Genomic DNA, 16,404 nt, shown 5'->3' with positions numbered 1-16,404 from the left:
AAGTTGGCTGTAATGCGTGAGCTGTGATGCGTGAGCTGTATTGCAAAAAATGTGCTGCCACCGCCTCCACTACTGATCTACCCTAACGTGCGCCGCGGCCACGCGGCAGTTCCCGCTCAAGGAAACGCCACACGGCCGCATCCTGCATGGCGGCCACGTTGAGCCGCATGCGAGTCGACGGCAACTGCTGCGGCGAGAACAGGCTACCGGGCGCCAGCAGCAGCCCTTCCGCCGATGCCCGCTCGGTCAGCGCGTTGGTATCGCAACCGGCGTCGGCCCACACGAACATGCCGGCGGTCGGCGCCAGGTCAATGGTCATGCCCAGCCGCTCCAGCTGGCGGATAGTCTTGGTGCGCACGCCATCGAGCCGCGCCCGCACCCGGTCGGTGTGCTTGCGATAGGCGCCCTCGGACAGCACCTTGTACACCACCCGCTCGCCGATGTCGCTGGTGGTCAGGGTGGTCAGCATCTTGCGGTCGGCCAGGCGCTCGGCCCATGCGTGCGAAGTGGCGATGTAACCCACCCGCAGGTTGGCCGCCATGGTCTTGGAAAAGCCGCCCAGATAAATCACGCGGCGCAGTTGGTCGAGCGCCGCCATGCGGGTGGCCGGCTGCACCGCGCTGCCCGGATGCAGGTCGCAATAAATGTCGTCCTCCACGATGACGAACCCGTATTCCTCAGCCAGCCGCAGCACCTGGAACGCCTTGGCCGCCGACAGCGAGGTGGAACTGGGATTGTGCAGCACCGAATTGATGACGAACAGCTTGGGCCGGTGGATGGCGGCCAATTGGGTGAGCTGGGCGATGTCGGGGCCATCGGCCAGCCGCGGCACGCCCACCACCTTGGCGCCCAGCGCGGCGAAGGAACCGAACATCAGGAACCAGGCCGGATCGTCGACGAAGACGGTATCGCCGGGGCGCAGGAATTCGCGCGCCACCAGGTCCAGCGCCTGGGTCACGCCGGCGGTGGTGACGATCTGCTCCGGCGTAGCGCCAATTTCCTGTTCCGCCAGCTTGCGCTGCAACTGCTGGCGCAGCAGCAGCGAACCATGCGGCACACCGTAATTGAGCAGCGTGCCCGGATGCTGGCGGCTGACGGCGCGCAGCGCGTTGGCCACCATGGGGCCATCCAGCCATTCCGACGGCAGCACGCCCGTGCCGGGCATTTGCTGGTGCGGCACCTGGCGGAACATATTGCGCACCAGCCAGACCACGTCGATGGATTTGGCGTCGAAACGTTCCTGCGGCAAGCTCGCCACCTGCCCCGTGCCCGGCGCGGCGGCGCCAGGGCCCAGCGCCGGCCGTTCACGCACATAAAAGCCGGCGCCGCGGCGCGATTCCAGGTAGCCGCGCGCCACCAGCTTGTCGTAACTGGCCACCACGGTGAAGGCGGACACGCCATGCGCGGCGGCGAACTGGCGGATCGATGGCATGCGCGCGCCGCCGCGCAGCAGGCGGTCGTCGATGCGGGCGGCCACCGAGCGGACGATCTGGTCGATCAGCGACTCGCCCGATTCCCGCGACAACAGCGCCACCAGCGCGACGGGCCGCGCCTTGCCTGGCTGTATGGGTGCGTCCGGGGTCAGTGTATTGGTCATATTACCGTCACAGTATCTGAAATTATGTGGGAAAGTGTATTGGGACTGTACTGGTGTTGTCGCTTAGGATACACCCATCGCCTACACAAAGCCACCTACCGGGGAAACCGCCATGCACCTGCCCACCAGTTCCGACCTCGACGCCGCCGGCGCCACCGTCTACGCCGCCATGCCGCCCACGCCGCAATACAGCTGGCCCCTGCTGAACGAAGCACTGGGCGTGGAAACGTGGATCAAGCACGAAAATCATACCCCGACCGGCGCCTTCAAGGTACGCGGTGGGCTGGTCTACGTAGCAGCACTTGCACGTCGTTTGCCCGGCGTCAAAGGGATCGTGCTGGCCACGCGCGGCAACCACGGGCTGTCGCTGGCCTACGCGGCGCGCCGCCACGGCCTGCAAGCGACCATCGTGGTCCCGCGTGGGAACAGCACGGAGAAAAACGCCGGCATGCGCGCGCTGGGCGCGCAGCTGATCGAACATGGCGCCGACTACCAGGCCAGCCGCGAACACGCGCTGATGCTGGCCGAGCGTGACGGGCTGCACATGGTGCCGTCCTACCATCCCGACCTGATGGCCGGCGTGGCCACGGGCTGGATGGAGCTGCTGCGCGCCCAGCCGGGGCTGGAACTGCTGCTGGCCCCCATCGGCCAGGGCTCCGGCATCTGCGCCGCCGTCGCCGCACGCAACGCGCTGGGGCTGCACATGCCCATCATCGGCGTCGTGTCGCAGCACGCGCTGGCCTACCAGCTGTCGTTCCGGGCCCGGCGCAGCGTCGAATCGCCCGTCACCACCGTACTGGCCGACGGCCTGGCCTGCCGCGTGCCCGACCCGCAATCGCTGGCCATGATCCTGGCGCATGTGGGCGACGTGGTGGCCGTCAGCGACGAGCAGGTGGCCGCCGCCATGCGCCTGTACCACCGCGCCACGCACAACGTGGCCGAGGGTGCCGGGGCCGCCGCGCTGGCCGCCGCCCTGGCCTTGCAACAAGACCCGGCCTGGCGCGGGCGCAGCATCGGCCTGGCCCTGACGGGCGGCAATGTGGACACCGCCATGCTGGCCGGCGTGCTGCAAGGCGCCTGAGCGGCGCCCGCACACGGCTATCGACTGTACCGGCACTGACCATCCCAAACCAGGTACACAACAGGAACAAGGACAGGAACAGGAAGCAATCCACCATGCAAACACCAGCCACCATTCCCCGGCCCCTGGCCACCACCACCCGCCTGAGCGACGATGCCGTCGGCATGCTGCTCGGGCTGATCGGCGTGGCCATGTTCAGTCTCACCCTGCCTTTCACCCGGATGGCCGTGGCCGACCTCGATCCCGCCTTCGTGGCGCTGGGCCGCGCCGTGACGGCAGCCTGCTGCGCCGCCCTGTGGCTGGGCTGGAACAAGGCGCCGTGGCCACCGCGCTCGGCCCTTATCCCCTTGGCCTGTGTGGCTGGGGGCTGCATCATCGGTTTTCCGTGGCTGACGTCGATCGCCATGCGGTCCGTGCCGGCCACCCACGGCGCGGTACTGGTGGGCATGCTGCCGCTGGCCACGGCCGTGTGGGCCGCGCTGCGCGGCGGCGAGCGCCCCTCGGCCGGATTCTGGTGCATGGCCGTGCTGGGCACGGCGCTGGTGGCCGGCTTCGCCCTGCACGGCAGCGGCGGCAGCCTGCGCCCGGCCGACCTGGCGCTGCTGGCGGCCGTACTGTTGGCGGCGATGGGCTATGCGGAAGGCGGCAAGCTGGCCCAGCGCCTGGGCGCGCCGCAAGTGATCTGCTGGGCGCTGCTGCTGGCGGCGCCCGTGCTGGCGCCGGTCGTGGCCTGGCTGCTCTGGCACGACGCGGCCCACATCGCCGCCGCCGGCGCCCGCGCCTGGGCCGGATTCGCCTACATATCGCTGTTCTCCATGTTCATCGCTTTCTTCTTCTGGTATCGCGGCATGGCGCTGGGCGGCGTGGCCCGGGTCGGCCAGGTGCAGCTGGTGCAACCGTTCCTGACCATGCTGGGCGCGGCCCTGTTACTGGGCGAAGCGCTGGAATGGACTACCCTGTTATTTGCACTGGCGGTGATCGTTGTGGTGGGTGCGGGCCGCAAAATGCAGGTGAAGCGGGGTTAAAACCGTAGAGAATTCTGATTTTGCCTCCTTTGTGGGCAGCGCCCCCGGCACGACGTACAATAACGGTCTGCCGCGCACAACGCGCCCGCCATGCCAGATGCACCCAACCGCACACCCACGGCCAAAAAAAGCGATAAAACCGCACGATAAATAAACCCGTCGCTCGTTCGACTTCACCCATTTTCACTTATTGGAACCCTCATGTCCGTCTACGAAAAACTGAAAGCCCTCGACATCACCCTGACCGCGCCCGCCGCGCCGGTAGCCGCCTACGTCATGTACGTCCAGAGCGGCAACCTGGTATTCCTGTCCGGTCATATCGCGCGCAAGGCGGACGGCTCGCCATGGGTGGGTCAACTGGGCAAGAACATCAGCACCGAAGAGGGCAAAGCCGCCGCGCGCGGCGTGGCCGTGGCCCTGATGGGCACCTTGCAGGAAGCCGTGGGCGGTGACCTGGCGCGCGTGCGCCGCATCGTCAAGCTCACCAGCCTGGTGAACTCCACCCCAGACTTCACGGAACACCACCTGGTCACCAACGGCGCCTCCGAGCTGCTGGGCGAAGTGTTCGGCGACGCCGGCAAGCACGCCCGCGCCGCTTTCGGCGTGGCCCAGATTCCACTCGGCTGCTGCGTCGAGATCGACCTGGTGGTGGAAGTCGCGTAATTCCCGGGCGGCGCCTACCCGGCGCCGCTCATTCGCAGGCCGCCACAAGCGCGCCTGGCTACAAGTCCGGGCCATGCCCGGCTTCTAACTCAGTGAGACATGTATGAAAATTGAAAACCCGAATCCGATGCCGTGGCGCTTCTCCGAGCGCGCGCAACAGATGCAAAGTTCCTTCATCCGCGAGATCCTGAAGATCACCCAGCGTCCCGAGATCACCTCGTTCGCCGGCGGCCTGCCCTCGCCCGCCACCTTCCCCGTGGCCGAGATGAAGGAAGCGTTCGACCAGGTGCTGACCGACTCGGGCAACGTGGCGCTGCAATATGGCCCCACCGATGGCTACCTGCCGCTGCGCCAGTGGATCGCCGACTCGCTCTCCACCAACGGCGTGAAAATCGTGCCGGAACAGGTGCTGATGACGTCCGGTTCGCAGCAGGCGCTGGACCTGCTGGGCAAAGTGCTGATCGACGAAGGCAGCCGGGTGCTGGTGGAAACCCCGTCCTACCTGGGCGCGCTGCAAGCGTTCTCCGTGTACCGCCCTGAATTCGTGTCGGTGGAAACGGACGACCACGGCCTGGTGCCGTCCTCGCTGGACAAGGTGGCGCAAGGCGCGCGCCTGCTGTACGCGCTACCCAACTTCCAGAACCCCACCGGCCGCACGCTGTCGGTGGAACGCCGCCAGCAACTGGTGGAAACCTGCGCCCGCCTCGGCCTGCCGCTGATCGAGGATGATCCGTACGGCGCCCTGAGCTACAAGGGCGAGCCGCTGCCGAAGATGGTGGCCATGAACCCGGACGGCGTGATCTACATGGGTTCCTTCTCCAAGGTGCTGACGCCCGGTATCCGCCTCGGTTACGTGGTGGCTCCGCTGCCGCTGGTGCGCCGCCTGGAACTGGCCAAGCAGGCGGCCGACCTGCACACCTCGCAGTTGACCCAGATGGTGGTGCACCGCGTGATCAAGGACGGCTTCCTGGAACGCCACATCCCGCAGATCCGCCACCTGTACGGCGACCAGTGCCAGGTGATGCTGGACGCGATGGCCGAACACTTCCCCGCCAGCGTCCAGTGGACCAAACCTGAAGGCGGCATGTTCATCTGGGTCACCCTGCCCAAGCACGTCAACGCCATGGAACTGCTGGACGAAGCGATCGCCAACCAGGTCGCCTTCGTGCCGGGTGCACCTTTCTACGCCAACGAGCCGGAAACCAACACTTTCCGCCTGTCGTTCGTGACCGTGCCGCCGGAGCGCATCCGCACCGGCATCGCCACCCTGGGCAAGCTGATCGCCGCCAAGGTGTAAGCGCCCCCGCCTCCGCCCACGCCGCCGGCACCGCCGGCGATGGCGTGCGGCGGCCGCTGCACGCCATCGCGCGCCGCAGCCTTGCCACCAAAAGTAACAAATATTCCCAAGGGAAACGGAGAACATGATAAAAAGTCATGCAATTCCCCGTATCTGCGGCCGTCACGCATAAATTCTGAAGTTTTCCTCGAATATCCCTGCATTTATTTTCACAATTACACATTGCAAAGCGGTATTATTTGGACGGATAGTCACTTCACTGTCAGGCCAGCCTTTGTACCCAAGCGCACTTCCATCCGCCCTCCGTCCCGTCGCCACGGCCTTGCCGCATGGTGTCGCCGGCGGCCGTCCCTGTCAGGATACGGACCAATGAATCCAGCAGGCCTGAGCTTTGCGGCGCGGCGCGACGCCGCCATCCTGATCGTGGACGATGCGCCGGATAATCTGAGCACGTTGCGCAAGATGATGGTGCAGCAGGGTTACCAGACGTTTGTCGCCACCTCCGGCGAACGGGCGCTGCAGATCGCGCGCCGGGTGCATCCGGACCTGATCCTGCTGGACGTGGTCATGCCGGGCATGGATGGTTTCGAGACCTGCCGCCAGCTCAAGAGCAACACCGCCACCCAGCGCATTCCCGTCATCTTCATGAGCGCGCGCACGGAGACGGAGGACGTGGTGGCCGGCTTCGACATCGGCGCCGTGGACTACATCGGCAAGCCGCTGCGCATGGCCGAAGTGTGCGCCCGTGTGCGCACCCAGCTGCAAATCCGCAGCAACAGCGAGAACCAGGAAGAACAGGCCGAACGCCTGCGCACCATCGTCAACAACATGGCCGAGGGCTTGCTGATCATCGAGGCGGACGGCCGCATCCAGTTCACCAACCCGGCTTGCGACAAATACCTGGGCTACCAGGAAAACGAACTGGCCGGGCGCTCCATCGCCGAGCTGCTCAACCCCATGGTGGCGCAGGAATACCTGGACTACTTCGCGCGCTACGCGGCCGCGCCGCAAACGGCCCACAACCACGGCACGCGCGAAGTGATCATCCGCCACCACAATGGCGACTCCGTGTGCATGGACCTGACGCTTACCCCCATGTATCTGCGCCAGCCCCTGTTCATCGGCCTGCTGCACGACATCACCCACCACAAGCAATCGGAGGATGCGCTGCAGCGCGCCGCCATGGTCGATCCGCTGACCATGATCGCCAACCGCCGCCACTTCGACGCCTTCCTGGAAAAAGAATGGCAGCGCGCCCTGCGCAGCGGCCTGCCGCTGTCGCTGGTGGTGCTGGACGTGGACCACTTCAAGCTGTACAACGACACCCTGGGCCATGCGGCCGGCGACGCCTGTTTGCAGCAGGTGGCGCAGGCCATCGCTTCGCATGCGCTGCGCCCCACCGACCTGGCGGCCCGCTACGGCGGCGAGGAATTCGTGCTGCTGTTCGCTGAAACGGACGCCGACTCGGCCTACCTGCTGGCCGAATCGATCCGCGCCCACGTGGAATCGCTGCAACTGCCCCATCCCCGTTCGCTCACCTCGCCGTGGATCACGGTCAGCATCGGCGTGTCGACCATCCTGCCCCACCAGCTCGACAGCACGGAATCGCTGTTCGTGGCGGCCGACCGCGCCATGTACGTGGCCAAGGAAAGTGGCCGCAACCAGGTGCAGGCCACCCTGCCCGGCAACGCGGCCATGGACGCCATCAAGGCGCTCGCCGCGCGCTAAGCGCCACCCCGCTTACAGTTGTTCCGGATAGCCCGTGATGTCCGCGATTTCGGCGTACATGGGCTGTAGCCGTTCGTACATCTTCAGGTAGACGCGCCGGTACAGGCGGTCGTACATCTTCTGGTGGGCCGCAATGGGCTGGAACACGCGGCCAGTACGCGTCATGGCGCGGATGGCGCTGTCGAAATCCTGGTGCAGTCCCAATCCAGCCGCGATCGCGATCGCCGCGCCCAGGCCCGACGTTTCGTACACGTGGGCGCGCGCGGCCGGCAGGCCGAAGATATCGGCCGTCAGCTGCATCGCCGCGTCGCTCTGCGAGCCGCCGCCGGCCACGCGCAACTCCGTCACGGCCAGGCCGCTGCGCTTCTCGATGCGCTCCTTGCCCTCGCGCAGCGCATACGCCAGTCCTTCCAGGATGGCGCGGTACATGTGGGCGCGCGTGTGCACATCGCCAAAGCCGATCATGGCGCCTTTCGCTTCCGGCCCCGGCACGCGGATACCGGGACTCCAGTACGGTTGCAGCATCAGGCCCATGGAACCGGGCGGCACCTGCTCCACCAGCTGGTCGAACATGGCTTCCGGCGCCGTGCCCTGTTGCGTGGCCGTAGCCTGTTCCAGGTGGCCGAACTGCTCCTTGAACCAGTTCACCATCCAGTAGCCGCGGAAGATCTGCACTTCGGTGCTGTAGGCGCCGGGGATGGCGGCCGGATACGGCGGGATGAAGGGCGTGACCTCCACATATTTTTTGGTGGTGGTGTTGATGGTGGCCGTGGTGCCGTAACTGAGACAGCCGATGTGCGGCGCCAGCCCGCCGGCACCGATCACCTCGCACGCCTTGTCGGCGGCGGCGGCCACCAGTGGCGTGCCATGCGGGATGCCGGTGGCTTCGGCGGCGGCGGCCGTGATGGCGCCGATCACCGTGCCCGGCTCCACCAGTTCCGGCAGCATGTCCGGCTTGATGGCCAGCGCCTGCCATTTCCAGTCACGCTTGCCGGCCCACTTGTGGCCCTTGTAGTCGAACGGCAAATAGGCCACTTGCGAGCCGATGGAATCGACCATGCGCCCGCACAGGCGGTAGTTGAGGAAGCCGGACAGCAGCAGGAACTTGTCGGTTTTGGCCCAGATGTCGGGCTGGTGGGCCGCGATCCAGTTGATTTCCGCTTCGCGCCGGAAGTACTCGATGGTGCTGCTCACACCGGCCACCTTGAAGGCCGTGCGCCACAATGCGTTCAGCGGCGGCACCTGCTCCGTGCGGCGCTGGTCCAGCCAGGTGATGGCCGGGCGCAGCGGGTTGCCATCCCGGTCCAGGTTGATGACGGTGCCGCGCTGGGTGGTGACGGCCACGCCCTTGACGGCCGATTTGGGGATGTCCGTTTCCGCCCACAGCCGCTGGCAGGCCACGCAGACCGCCTTCCAGTAGCCGTCCGCGCTGTGTTCGGCCCAACCGGGGTTGTCCGAGAAATACGGTTGCAGATGCACCTGGGTCTTGGCCGCCAGGTTGCCCTGCAAATCGAACAGCAGCGCGCGCACGCTCTGGGTGCCGTTGTCGATGGAGAGGAGATATTGTTCGGCCATGTTGTTCTGGTTGTTTTAGTTGTTCTTGTCGTTGTTCTGGTGATTGGCGGCGCGCTACGCGGGCAGGCTGTAATGCGTGGCCCATAATGCCAGATAGGCACGCTGTTCGTCATCCCAGCGCTGGTCGCTCCAGCCCAATTCCTGTTGGCAGATGGCGCGCACGCGCGGCAGGATCGCCACCCCGCCACCGCGCAACTGGATACCGATGCGGCTGCGGCGCAGCAGCAGGTCGTCCAGCTTCTGCACGGATTCACAGCGAGCCGCCCAGCGCAGTTGCACCCACAGGGTTTCCGTGCCGGCGATGGTATCCAGCTCACCCGGCTGGGCGCCATTCACCAGTTGCTGCGCCTGGGCGCCGTAGCGGCCTTGCAGCCGCGCCGCCTGCGTGACGGACAAGCGGCGGTCGTAGCGCAGCGGCGCGGCCGGCGCGAAGATGGGCCGGGGTTCCAGCTTGTCGCGCCAGTCCGGCAGCAGCGTGGCGGCCTTGCGCAGCGCGTCGAGCGCGATCACGCGGAAGGTGGTCATCTTGCCGCCGGTGACGGTCAACAGGCCATCCTCCAGCCATAGCGCATGGTCGCGCCCCTCCTTGGACGGGTCGCTCTTGCCGCTGTCGATCACGGGCCGCACGCCCGCGTAGCTGGCCACGATGTCGCTCTCTTGCAGCCCCAGTTGCGGGAACTGGTCGTGCAGCGCCGCCATCAGGTAATCCACTTCGGCCCGGGTGATGGCCGCCTCGCGCGCCATATCGCCCTTATGGTCGACGTCGGTGGTGCCCACCAGCGTCACGCCCTCCCACGGGAAGGCGAACACGGGGCGGCCGTCGGCCGGATGCATCAGGCTCACGGCCTGCGCCAGCGGCAAACGCCAGGCCGGCAACACCAGATGGCTGCCGCGCAGTGGCCGCAGCCGTGGCGCCGCCCCGCCTTGCGCCCGCAGGCCGTCGGCCCAGGCGCCGGTGGCGCTGATCACGAGCCGCGCCCGCACCTCGTGCGACTGGCCCGTCACGCCGTCGCGCACACGCGCGCCGTGTACCTTGCCGCCATGATCCGCCGAGCGCAGCAGCGATTCCACCGCCATATAGTTGAGCGCCACGCCGCCGTGCTGTTGCGCCTCGCGCAGCACCCGCAGCACCAGGCGCGCGTCGTCCGTCTTGGCGTCCGTGTAGCACATGCCGCCTTGCAGGCCGGTGTTGGCGATATTGGGCGCCAGCGCCAGGAAGTCGTCATGGCCGAAGTAGTGGCGGGCGCGCTGGCCCGCCATGAAATCGTAAATGGCCAGGCCAAGCAGGAACATGCGGCGGCCCGGCTTGCGGCCCAGGTAGTCGCCAAACGCGAAGCTTTGCGGTTCCACCAGCCCGGCCGCGTCGCGCAGCAGTTGCTGGCGTTCGTGCACGGATTCGCGCGTCAGGCCAAATTTGCCTTCCTTCAGGTAGCGCAGGCCGCCGTGCACCAGCTTGGACGAACGGCTGGAGGTGCCCCACGCGAAATCGCGCCGCTCCACCAACAGCGTCTTCAGGCCGCGCCGCGCCGCTTCCAGCAGGATGCCGGCGCCGGTGATGCCGCCGCCGATCACGATCAAGTCCCAATCGCGCGCCAGCAGATGCGCCGCCTCGGACCGGCCACCGCTGTTCCAGTGCGCGCTCATGACGGCGCGGCCTCGGACGGCAGCAGTTTGCCGGGGTTCATGATCTGCTGCGGGTCGAAGTGGCGGAACAGCGCACCCATGGCGCTCAGGCCCAGTTCCCCTTTTTCGGCCGGCAGGTAAGCCGCGTGATCGCTGCCCACGCCGTGCTGGTGGCTGATGGTGCCGCCGTTGGCCACGATAGCCTCGCTCACGGCCTGCTTGAGCGTGCGCCAGCGCGCCAGGTCCTGCTCGAAATTGCCGGCCAGGCGGTAGACGAAGGTGGTGTACACGCTGGCGCCCTGCGTATACAGGTGTGACAGGTGCGTGTAGGTGTGGACTTTTTCACCATGCTGGCCCAGCGCCGCCGTGGCGGCCGCCTCCACGGCCTGCATCATGCCGGCCACGCGCGGCCAGTCGACCGCCGTTTCCACCGTGTCGATGGCGTAGCCGTGCTGCCAGGCTGCGTTGCGCAGGTAGACGTTGCGGAAGCGGTTCTGCTTCCACTTGTCGCCCATATAGCGGCCGATATGCACACCGCCGCGCACGCGCGTGAGGGCCAGCGCATCCTTCAGGGCCGCCCTGGCGGGGCCCTTGCGCCCGCTCACGCCTATCATCAGCATACATTTTCCTTCGCCGCAGCCGCGCAGGCGCAGCCACGTTTCCAGCGCGCCGATCAGGGTCTTGTGGCCGGCCAGTGCCAGCATGGTGACCGTCTCCAACGGATTGGACAGGCGCAGCATCGACAGCGACAGGCCGGCCTGCACCACGGCGCGCACGGCCTGCTCGGCCAGATCCCAGCTGGGGAAGAACACGGCATGGAAGGCTTCGTAGTCGGGCAGTGGCGTCACACGCACGGTCGCTTCCGTCAGGATGCCGAGCCGGCCTTCGGAACCGAGCACCACTTCGCGCAGGTCGGTGCCGGCGGCCGAGGCGGGGAAAGTGGGAATGTCCAACGTGCCGGCCGGCGTTTCCACCTTGCCGCCCCTGAACAGCTGCTCGATGCGGCCGTAGCGCAGCGATTGCTGGCCCGAGGAACGCGTGACCACCCAACCGCCCAGGGTCGAGTATTCGAACGATTGGGGGAAATGGCCCAGGGTGTAGCCGTGGGCCCGCAGTTGGGCCTCCAGGTCCGGGCCGAACACGCCGGCGCCGAAGGTCGCCAGTTGCGACTGGGTGTCGAGGCTGAGCAGGTTGCGCAAGCGGGTCAGGTTCATGGTCAGCACGGGGCGCGGGCCGCCCGGCGCCGTCAGGTGGCCGGCCACGCTGGTGCCGCCGCCCTGCGGGATCAGCGCCACATGGTGTTCGGCCGCGTATTCCAGCAGTTCACGCACCTGTTCCGGGCTGTCCGGGTAGGCCACGCCGTCGGGCGCCGTGTCGATGGCGCCGTAGCGCAGGCGCAGCCAGTCCGGCAGGCTTTGGCCCAGCGCGTTGCGCAGGCGGACGGCGGGCTCGGTGTCGATCAACCGGTGGGGCGCCAGCCGCGAGGGGCGCAATTGGGCGCAAGCCGTCTCGAAGGCGGCGTCGGGAAACGGCGTGCCGCTCCCGATACGCTGCGCCAGAAAGCCCAGCGCGTCCTCGCCCAGCGCGAATTCTATGGTGTCGTCACCCCAACCGTTCCAGCGTCTCATCGTTTTCCTGTCCACGTTGCGGCGCGCTGGCAGCAATTGTTATACTGGCGCGCACCTGGCTAATCATGGCAACAGAATAAGACAGAACCCATTCAAGGTATTGCGTATTCATGACATCCGCTTTGTTCGATCATGCCAAGCCCCACGCCTGACGCCCGCGCCCCGCGCGGTGGCCGCGTGGCCGGCTCCTATCTGCAGCCGCTGCTGGAGGCGGCCGCCGCGCGCGGCGTGCAGGCGGCCGCGCTGGAACGGGCCGCCGGCCTGGCCGCCGGCGCCCTGTGGCCGCTGCCAGAATCGCTGGCGGCCGACGATTACGTGCGCCTGCTCGACGTGGCCGCCACGCTGGCCGCCGATCCCCACTTCGGCCTGCATGTGGGGGAGCGCTTCAAACTGGGCACCTACAATGTGTATGGCCTGATTTTGCTGAGCTGCCGCGACTTCGGCCAGGCGTTCGAACAAACCATGCGCTACGAGCAGCTGGCGCACGACCTGGGGCGCTCGGCCCTGAGGGTGAGCGACGGCCTGGCCCATTACACCTGGCATTGCCACTACGGGCCGGGGCGGCGCCACCTGACCGACAGCGTGTTCGCCGGCATCCGCGTGTTCGGCAACTGGCTGGCCGGCGTGACGCTGCCGCCGGCCGACCTGGCGCTCAGCCACGACGGCGGCGACCCGGCCGGCCACCCCGAATACCTGCGCGTGTTCGGCGCCCTGCCCCGCTTCGATGCGCCGGCCAACACGGCCAGCTTCGACGCCCAGTTGCTGGCCTGGCCGGTGCCGAACGCCGACACGGGCCTGTATCCCGTGCTGCGGCAGCACGCCGAGCAGTTGTTGCAATTGCGGGAGCGGGCCAGCGCCGAAGCCAAGGCCGGTATCAGCCAGCAGGTGCAGGAAGCCATCGTGCGCAATTTGGCCCAGGGCCAGGTGCGGCTGGCGTCGATCGCGGATGAACTGAAACTGTCGCCGCGCACGCTGCAGCGCAAACTGAGCGACGCCGGCGCCACCTTCCAGCAGGTGCTGGACCAGGCCCGCTTCACGCTGGCGCGCGACTATCTGCGCCAGCCGGAACTGAGTCTGGTCGATATCGCCTTCCTGCTCGGGTACCAGGAGCAAAGCGCCTTCAACCATGCCTTCAAGGAATGGGCGGGCATCAATCCGGGCGCGTTCCGCGAGCGCGGTTGACACCCGCCGCGCCTCGGCCTCAGGTGGTGTTGCCGCGCACCCGGATAAAGGGGCCGATGCAGCTATGGGTGTCGCGCTCGAAGCACATCAAGAACATGTCGCCGCCGGGGTGGAACAGGATGTAGCTGGTGGCCACATGGCCCACTTGCGTCACCTCGCCCGAACAATCGGGCTTGCCGTTGTCCTTGACGATGGTGTCGACGTGCTTGTAGAAGCCCAGCGCGTCGGGCTGGTCGGCCACGTCGAAGGCCGATTCGGCCACTTCCTCGCTACTGGTCACGAGGCTGCTGCCGTCATCGCGGATGCGGTAGGTCTCGCTGCAGGAGCCATCGGCCAGGGTGATCTGCCAGGTGCCGATCAGCGGATGGTCGTGACGCAACGGCGCAGCCTGCCCGGCGGCGGCCGCGAGCGCGTACAGGGCGGCGGCCACGACGCCAGGAACGATTTTCTTGAGCATGACGGCCTCCGCACACATAGTCCAGCTTCATAGTCCAGATTCGCATACCTTAGCCTAGCACCTTTTTATGGTCACGTCCGGCGCGCCTGCAGAGTAACGGGCAAGGCGCTGGGCGAATTGGTGAAGGTGAAGGTTTCCTCGGCCGGCGCCGCGCCGGGCACGGGGGCGATCGTGAAATGGCGCGCCAGCATGGACATCACCATCTTGATCTCGGCCATGGCCAGATAGCGCCCCGGACAGAACCGGGGCCCGCCACCGAACGGGAACAGCTTGCGGCCCGGATCATCGCCCCGCTCACTGGCGCCATCCAGCCAGCGCTGGGGCAAAAACGCCTCCGGCCGCGCCAGTTCGCTGTCGCGTTGCGCGGCCAGCCGCGTCATGGTGAAGATGACGGTACCGGCCGGCACCGCCAAGTCGCCCAGCACCACATCGCGCGTGGGCTCCACAGCCAGGAATGGCGCCACCGGCTTGAGGCGCATGGCTTCGCGGGTGGCCGCGTCCACGTAATGGAGCTTTTCCAGCAGGTGATAGTCGCGCAGCACCGGATCGGCGCCCAGCACCCGGTCCGCCTCGTCCGCCAGCGCGCCGGCCGCCTGCGGGTCGCGCGCCAGGAAATCGATCAGCCAGGCCGTCGTGTTGGAGGTGGTGTCCTCGCCCGCGAACACCATGGTGATGGCGTTGCCCACCACGGCCGCATCGGTGAAGCCGGAACCCGGTTCGTCGCAGGCCACCACCAGCGCCTCCAGCATGTTGGACGGCTTCTGGCGCAGCGCCGGCTGCTCGTCCAGCCGGCGCCGGGTCTGGGCGATGAAGCCGGTGACGGCACGCTGGATGCGGGCGGCGGCGGCGTCGGCCTCGCGGTCGGGCGCGCGCTTGAGCAGCGGCACCCGCCAGTACGCGAACGCGGTCGTCAACCGCCGCGCCACGCGGTTGAACAGGAATTCGATATCACGCTGCAGCGGGTTGTCCTCCAGCTCCAGCGTGTTGATGTCCTGGCCCATGGCCAGTCCTATCGTCACATCCAGCGTATAGGCTTTCAGGTCGCGCAGCACGTCGATGGGGCGCCCGGCCGCGATGGCCGCGCTCCAGCGCAGTCGCAGACGCTCCGTCATCATGGCCAGGGTGGGAAAGAAGCCGTGGATCACTTCTGGCGTCAAGGCCCGCATCACCAGCTTGCGCTGGCGGCGCCACTCGTCGCTTTCGGCCGTGAACAGGCCACGCGTGCCCACCTCCTCCAGCATCTGCGCCGTGCGCGCGGAACGGCGCATCACGTCCGGCCGGTCGCGCAGCAGGCCGGCGATCACGTCGCGGTCGGAGGTGACCAGGAACGGCTTGCGCATGATGCTGAAGCGGTACAGCGGGCCGTACTGGCGGCCCCAGTCTTCCAGCACCTGGTGGAACGGCCGCTGGTTGATGGCCGCGATACTGCCCGTGAACAGGCGGCCCTTCGGCCCCGGCAGGTCGGCGATGCGCCGCAGCGGCGCCGGCGGTGGCGCCAGCGCGGCCGCGCCGTGTGCGCCTTGTGATATGTCCATGCTGCCCTTGTCCATCATGTCTCCCCAAGATGTCCCTTGGCGCCGGCATGATGTCCGCCAGCGCCTTAACTTGTTCCTGTGCGGCAGACGACGGCATTGGCCGGGTCGCCGCTCCATTCGCACCAGCCGCCGTCATACACGCTGATATGCGGCCAATCCATCAGCCAGGCATAAAAGAAGGCCAGCGACGCGCGCCAGCCGGTGCCGCAATAGAAGGCCATGCGCCGCTGCCGGTCTATGCCCGCTTCGCGCCACAACTGGCAAATCTCGCTGGCTGGCTTCATGCTGCCGTCGGGCTGATGGAAATCGCTCATGCTGTTCACATCGTCGTCATTGCCGGCCCGCCCCCACAGGGCGCCGGGAATATCACCGCGCGCGGCGATATAACTATACCCTGAAATCTTGCCAATATACTCATTCCAGGTACGAATGCTGACCAGCGCCCCATCCGGCTGTTGGAGCAAGGCGCGCGCCTGGCTGATGCCGATCAGGTAATCGGGGCGGGCCGGGAACGGCACGCCGAAGTGGGCCACGCCGGGGTAGCGCCGCGGCGCGCCCGCCACCGATGAATAGCCGCCCGCCTGCCACAGGGCATAGCCGCCGTCGAGCAGGCGCACGTCGCGCACGCCCGCGTACAGCATCAGGTGGGCGGCGCGGGCGGCGGCCAGGTTGTTACGGCCGTACAGCACCACCGTGCTGTCGTGCCGGATGCCGCAGGCGAGCAGCTGGCGCAGCAAGGCCTGGTCGCACACCTTGTTCCACAGGGGCGCCTGCTCCAGCTGGTTGGTGTCGATATAGCCGGCGCCGGGGATGTGGGCCTGCTCGAACGGCGCTACGCCGTCGCAACCCACTTCGAACAGGCGCCAGTCCGGCGGCGGCGCTTCGGCCACGGGCTCGCCGGCCAGCACGGCGGCCAGCCAGGCGGGCGTGACGAGCTGGCGCCAGCGGACCAGGTCCGGGCGAAAAGCCGGTGTCGACAGATTGCGGTGCGGGTCGGACTTCATGAATTGGAT

The 16,404-nt window shown here is 67.3% G+C and carries 14 protein-coding genes; 6 read left to right on the top strand and 8 right to left on the bottom strand.

Annotation, left to right across the window (positions count from 1 at the left end; genetic code table 11):
• Positions 1 to 82: 82 nt before the first annotated feature.
• The gene (locus H3H39_RS08535) at positions 83 to 1,597 is read right to left on the bottom strand and encodes an aminotransferase-like domain-containing protein (RefSeq protein ID WP_182152929.1); all 1,515 of its coding nucleotides are present in this window, start codon (positions 1,595 to 1,597) and stop codon (positions 83 to 85) included.
• 112 nt (positions 1,598 to 1,709) lie between these two features.
• Between H3H39_RS08535 and H3H39_RS08530 the strand changes: the two genes are divergently transcribed.
• The 5 genes from H3H39_RS08530 (at position 1,710) to H3H39_RS08510 (ending at position 7,391) form a co-directional block, all read left to right on the top strand.
• Entirely contained in the window at positions 1,710 to 2,678 is a 969-nt protein-coding gene (locus H3H39_RS08530; protein ID WP_182152928.1) for a threonine dehydratase, read from the top strand.
• Positions 2,679 to 2,773: 95 nt separating this feature from the next.
• Positions 2,774 to 3,703 carry a DMT family transporter gene (locus tag H3H39_RS08525; RefSeq protein WP_229217927.1) on the top strand — a complete coding sequence of 310 codons (930 nt, stop codon included), beginning with the start codon at positions 2,774 to 2,776 and terminating at the stop codon, positions 3,701 to 3,703.
• Between the two features lie 201 nt (positions 3,704 to 3,904).
• Positions 3,905 to 4,366 (top strand): RidA family protein, encoded by a 462-nt coding sequence (locus H3H39_RS08520; protein ID WP_182152927.1) that lies wholly within the window; start codon positions 3,905 to 3,907, stop codon positions 4,364 to 4,366.
• Positions 4,367 to 4,469: 103 nt separating this feature from the next.
• Positions 4,470 to 5,663: an aminotransferase-like domain-containing protein gene (locus H3H39_RS08515; protein WP_182152926.1), complete on the top strand. Its 1,194-nt coding sequence runs from the start codon at positions 4,470 to 4,472 to the stop codon at positions 5,661 to 5,663.
• Positions 5,664 to 6,032: 369 nt separating this feature from the next.
• Positions 6,033 to 7,391, top strand: coding sequence for a diguanylate cyclase (locus tag H3H39_RS08510; protein WP_182152925.1), 1,359 nt, complete (start codon positions 6,033 to 6,035; stop codon positions 7,389 to 7,391).
• A gap of 12 nt (positions 7,392 to 7,403) precedes the next feature.
• Here H3H39_RS08510 and H3H39_RS08505 read toward each other — a convergent pair whose 3' ends face one another.
• Genes H3H39_RS08505 through H3H39_RS08490 form a run of 4 tightly spaced genes read right to left on the bottom strand, consistent with a single transcriptional unit; the run spans position 7,404 to position 12,329 of the window.
• Positions 7,404 to 8,966: an FGGY-family carbohydrate kinase gene (locus H3H39_RS08505; RefSeq protein WP_182152924.1), complete on the bottom strand. Its 1,563-nt coding sequence runs from the start codon at positions 8,964 to 8,966 to the stop codon at positions 7,404 to 7,406.
• 54 nt (positions 8,967 to 9,020) lie between these two features.
• A complete protein-coding gene (locus H3H39_RS08500; protein ID WP_182152923.1) occupies positions 9,021 to 10,610 on the bottom strand; it encodes a glycerol-3-phosphate dehydrogenase/oxidase in 1,590 nt (529 codons plus the stop codon).
• A complete protein-coding gene (locus H3H39_RS08495) occupies positions 10,607 to 12,217 on the bottom strand; it encodes an FAD-binding oxidoreductase (protein WP_182152922.1) in 1,611 nt (536 codons plus the stop codon). The genes H3H39_RS08500 and H3H39_RS08495 overlap by 4 nt, the downstream gene beginning before the upstream one ends.
• The gene (locus tag H3H39_RS08490) at positions 12,192 to 12,329 is read right to left on the bottom strand and encodes a hypothetical protein (RefSeq protein WP_182152921.1); all 138 of its coding nucleotides are present in this window, start codon (positions 12,327 to 12,329) and stop codon (positions 12,192 to 12,194) included. The genes H3H39_RS08495 and H3H39_RS08490 overlap by 26 nt, the downstream gene beginning before the upstream one ends.
• A 20-nt stretch (positions 12,330 to 12,349) precedes the next feature.
• On the opposite strand from H3H39_RS08490, the gene H3H39_RS08485 reads away from it, so the two are divergent.
• Positions 12,350 to 13,399 (top strand): AraC family transcriptional regulator, encoded by a 1,050-nt coding sequence (locus H3H39_RS08485; protein ID WP_182152920.1) that lies wholly within the window; start codon positions 12,350 to 12,352, stop codon positions 13,397 to 13,399.
• 19 nt (positions 13,400 to 13,418) lie between these two features.
• On the opposite strand, the gene H3H39_RS08480 is transcribed toward H3H39_RS08485, so the two are convergent.
• From H3H39_RS08480 to H3H39_RS08470, 3 genes are all read right to left on the bottom strand, one after another.
• Positions 13,419 to 13,856 (bottom strand): hypothetical protein, encoded by a 438-nt coding sequence (locus H3H39_RS08480; RefSeq protein ID WP_182152919.1) that lies wholly within the window; start codon positions 13,854 to 13,856, stop codon positions 13,419 to 13,421.
• A 71-nt stretch (positions 13,857 to 13,927) separates the two neighbouring features.
• Positions 13,928 to 15,391, bottom strand: coding sequence for a cytochrome P450 (locus H3H39_RS08475; protein WP_182152918.1), 1,464 nt, complete (start codon positions 15,389 to 15,391; stop codon positions 13,928 to 13,930).
• A gap of 65 nt (positions 15,392 to 15,456) precedes the next feature.
• A complete protein-coding gene (locus H3H39_RS08470; RefSeq protein ID WP_182152917.1) occupies positions 15,457 to 16,395 on the bottom strand; it encodes a sulfurtransferase in 939 nt (312 codons plus the stop codon).
• Positions 16,396 to 16,404 lie beyond the last annotated feature (9 nt).

The organism is Rugamonas apoptosis (assembly GCF_014042355.1).
In the GTDB taxonomy this organism is placed as follows: domain Bacteria; phylum Pseudomonadota; class Gammaproteobacteria; order Burkholderiales; family Burkholderiaceae_D; genus Rugamonas; species Rugamonas apoptosis.
Note: the sequence above shows the minus strand (reverse complement) of the source record. Positions and strands in the feature narration are given on the sequence as shown.

Bases quoted from the DNA above. Each gene is read 5' to 3' on its own strand.
- H3H39_RS08535 (WP_182152929.1), bottom strand. From the start codon at position 1,597: ATGACCAATACACTGACCCCGGACGCACCCATACAGCCAGGCAAGGCG.
- H3H39_RS08530 (WP_182152928.1), top strand. From the start codon at position 1,710: ATGCACCTGCCCACCAGTTCCGACCTCGACGCCGCCGGCGCCACCGTC.
- H3H39_RS08525 (WP_229217927.1), top strand. From the start codon at position 2,774: ATGCAAACACCAGCCACCATTCCCCGGCCCCTGGCCACCACCACCCGC.
- H3H39_RS08520 (WP_182152927.1), top strand. From the start codon at position 3,905: ATGTCCGTCTACGAAAAACTGAAAGCCCTCGACATCACCCTGACCGCG.
- H3H39_RS08515 (WP_182152926.1), top strand. From the start codon at position 4,470: ATGAAAATTGAAAACCCGAATCCGATGCCGTGGCGCTTCTCCGAGCGC.
- H3H39_RS08510 (WP_182152925.1), top strand. From the start codon at position 6,033: ATGAATCCAGCAGGCCTGAGCTTTGCGGCGCGGCGCGACGCCGCCATC.
- H3H39_RS08505 (WP_182152924.1), bottom strand. From the start codon at position 8,966: ATGGCCGAACAATATCTCCTCTCCATCGACAACGGCACCCAGAGCGTG.
- H3H39_RS08500 (WP_182152923.1), bottom strand. From the start codon at position 10,610: ATGAGCGCGCACTGGAACAGCGGTGGCCGGTCCGAGGCGGCGCATCTG.
- H3H39_RS08495 (WP_182152922.1), bottom strand. From the start codon at position 12,217: ATGAGACGCTGGAACGGTTGGGGTGACGACACCATAGAATTCGCGCTG.
- H3H39_RS08490 (WP_182152921.1), bottom strand. From the start codon at position 12,329: ATGAATACGCAATACCTTGAATGGGTTCTGTCTTATTCTGTTGCCATG.
- H3H39_RS08485 (WP_182152920.1), top strand. From the start codon at position 12,350: ATGCCAAGCCCCACGCCTGACGCCCGCGCCCCGCGCGGTGGCCGCGTG.
- H3H39_RS08480 (WP_182152919.1), bottom strand. From the start codon at position 13,856: ATGCTCAAGAAAATCGTTCCTGGCGTCGTGGCCGCCGCCCTGTACGCG.
- H3H39_RS08475 (WP_182152918.1), bottom strand. From the start codon at position 15,391: ATGGACATATCACAAGGCGCACACGGCGCGGCCGCGCTGGCGCCACCG.
- H3H39_RS08470 (WP_182152917.1), bottom strand. From the start codon at position 16,395: ATGAAGTCCGACCCGCACCGCAATCTGTCGACACCGGCTTTTCGCCCG.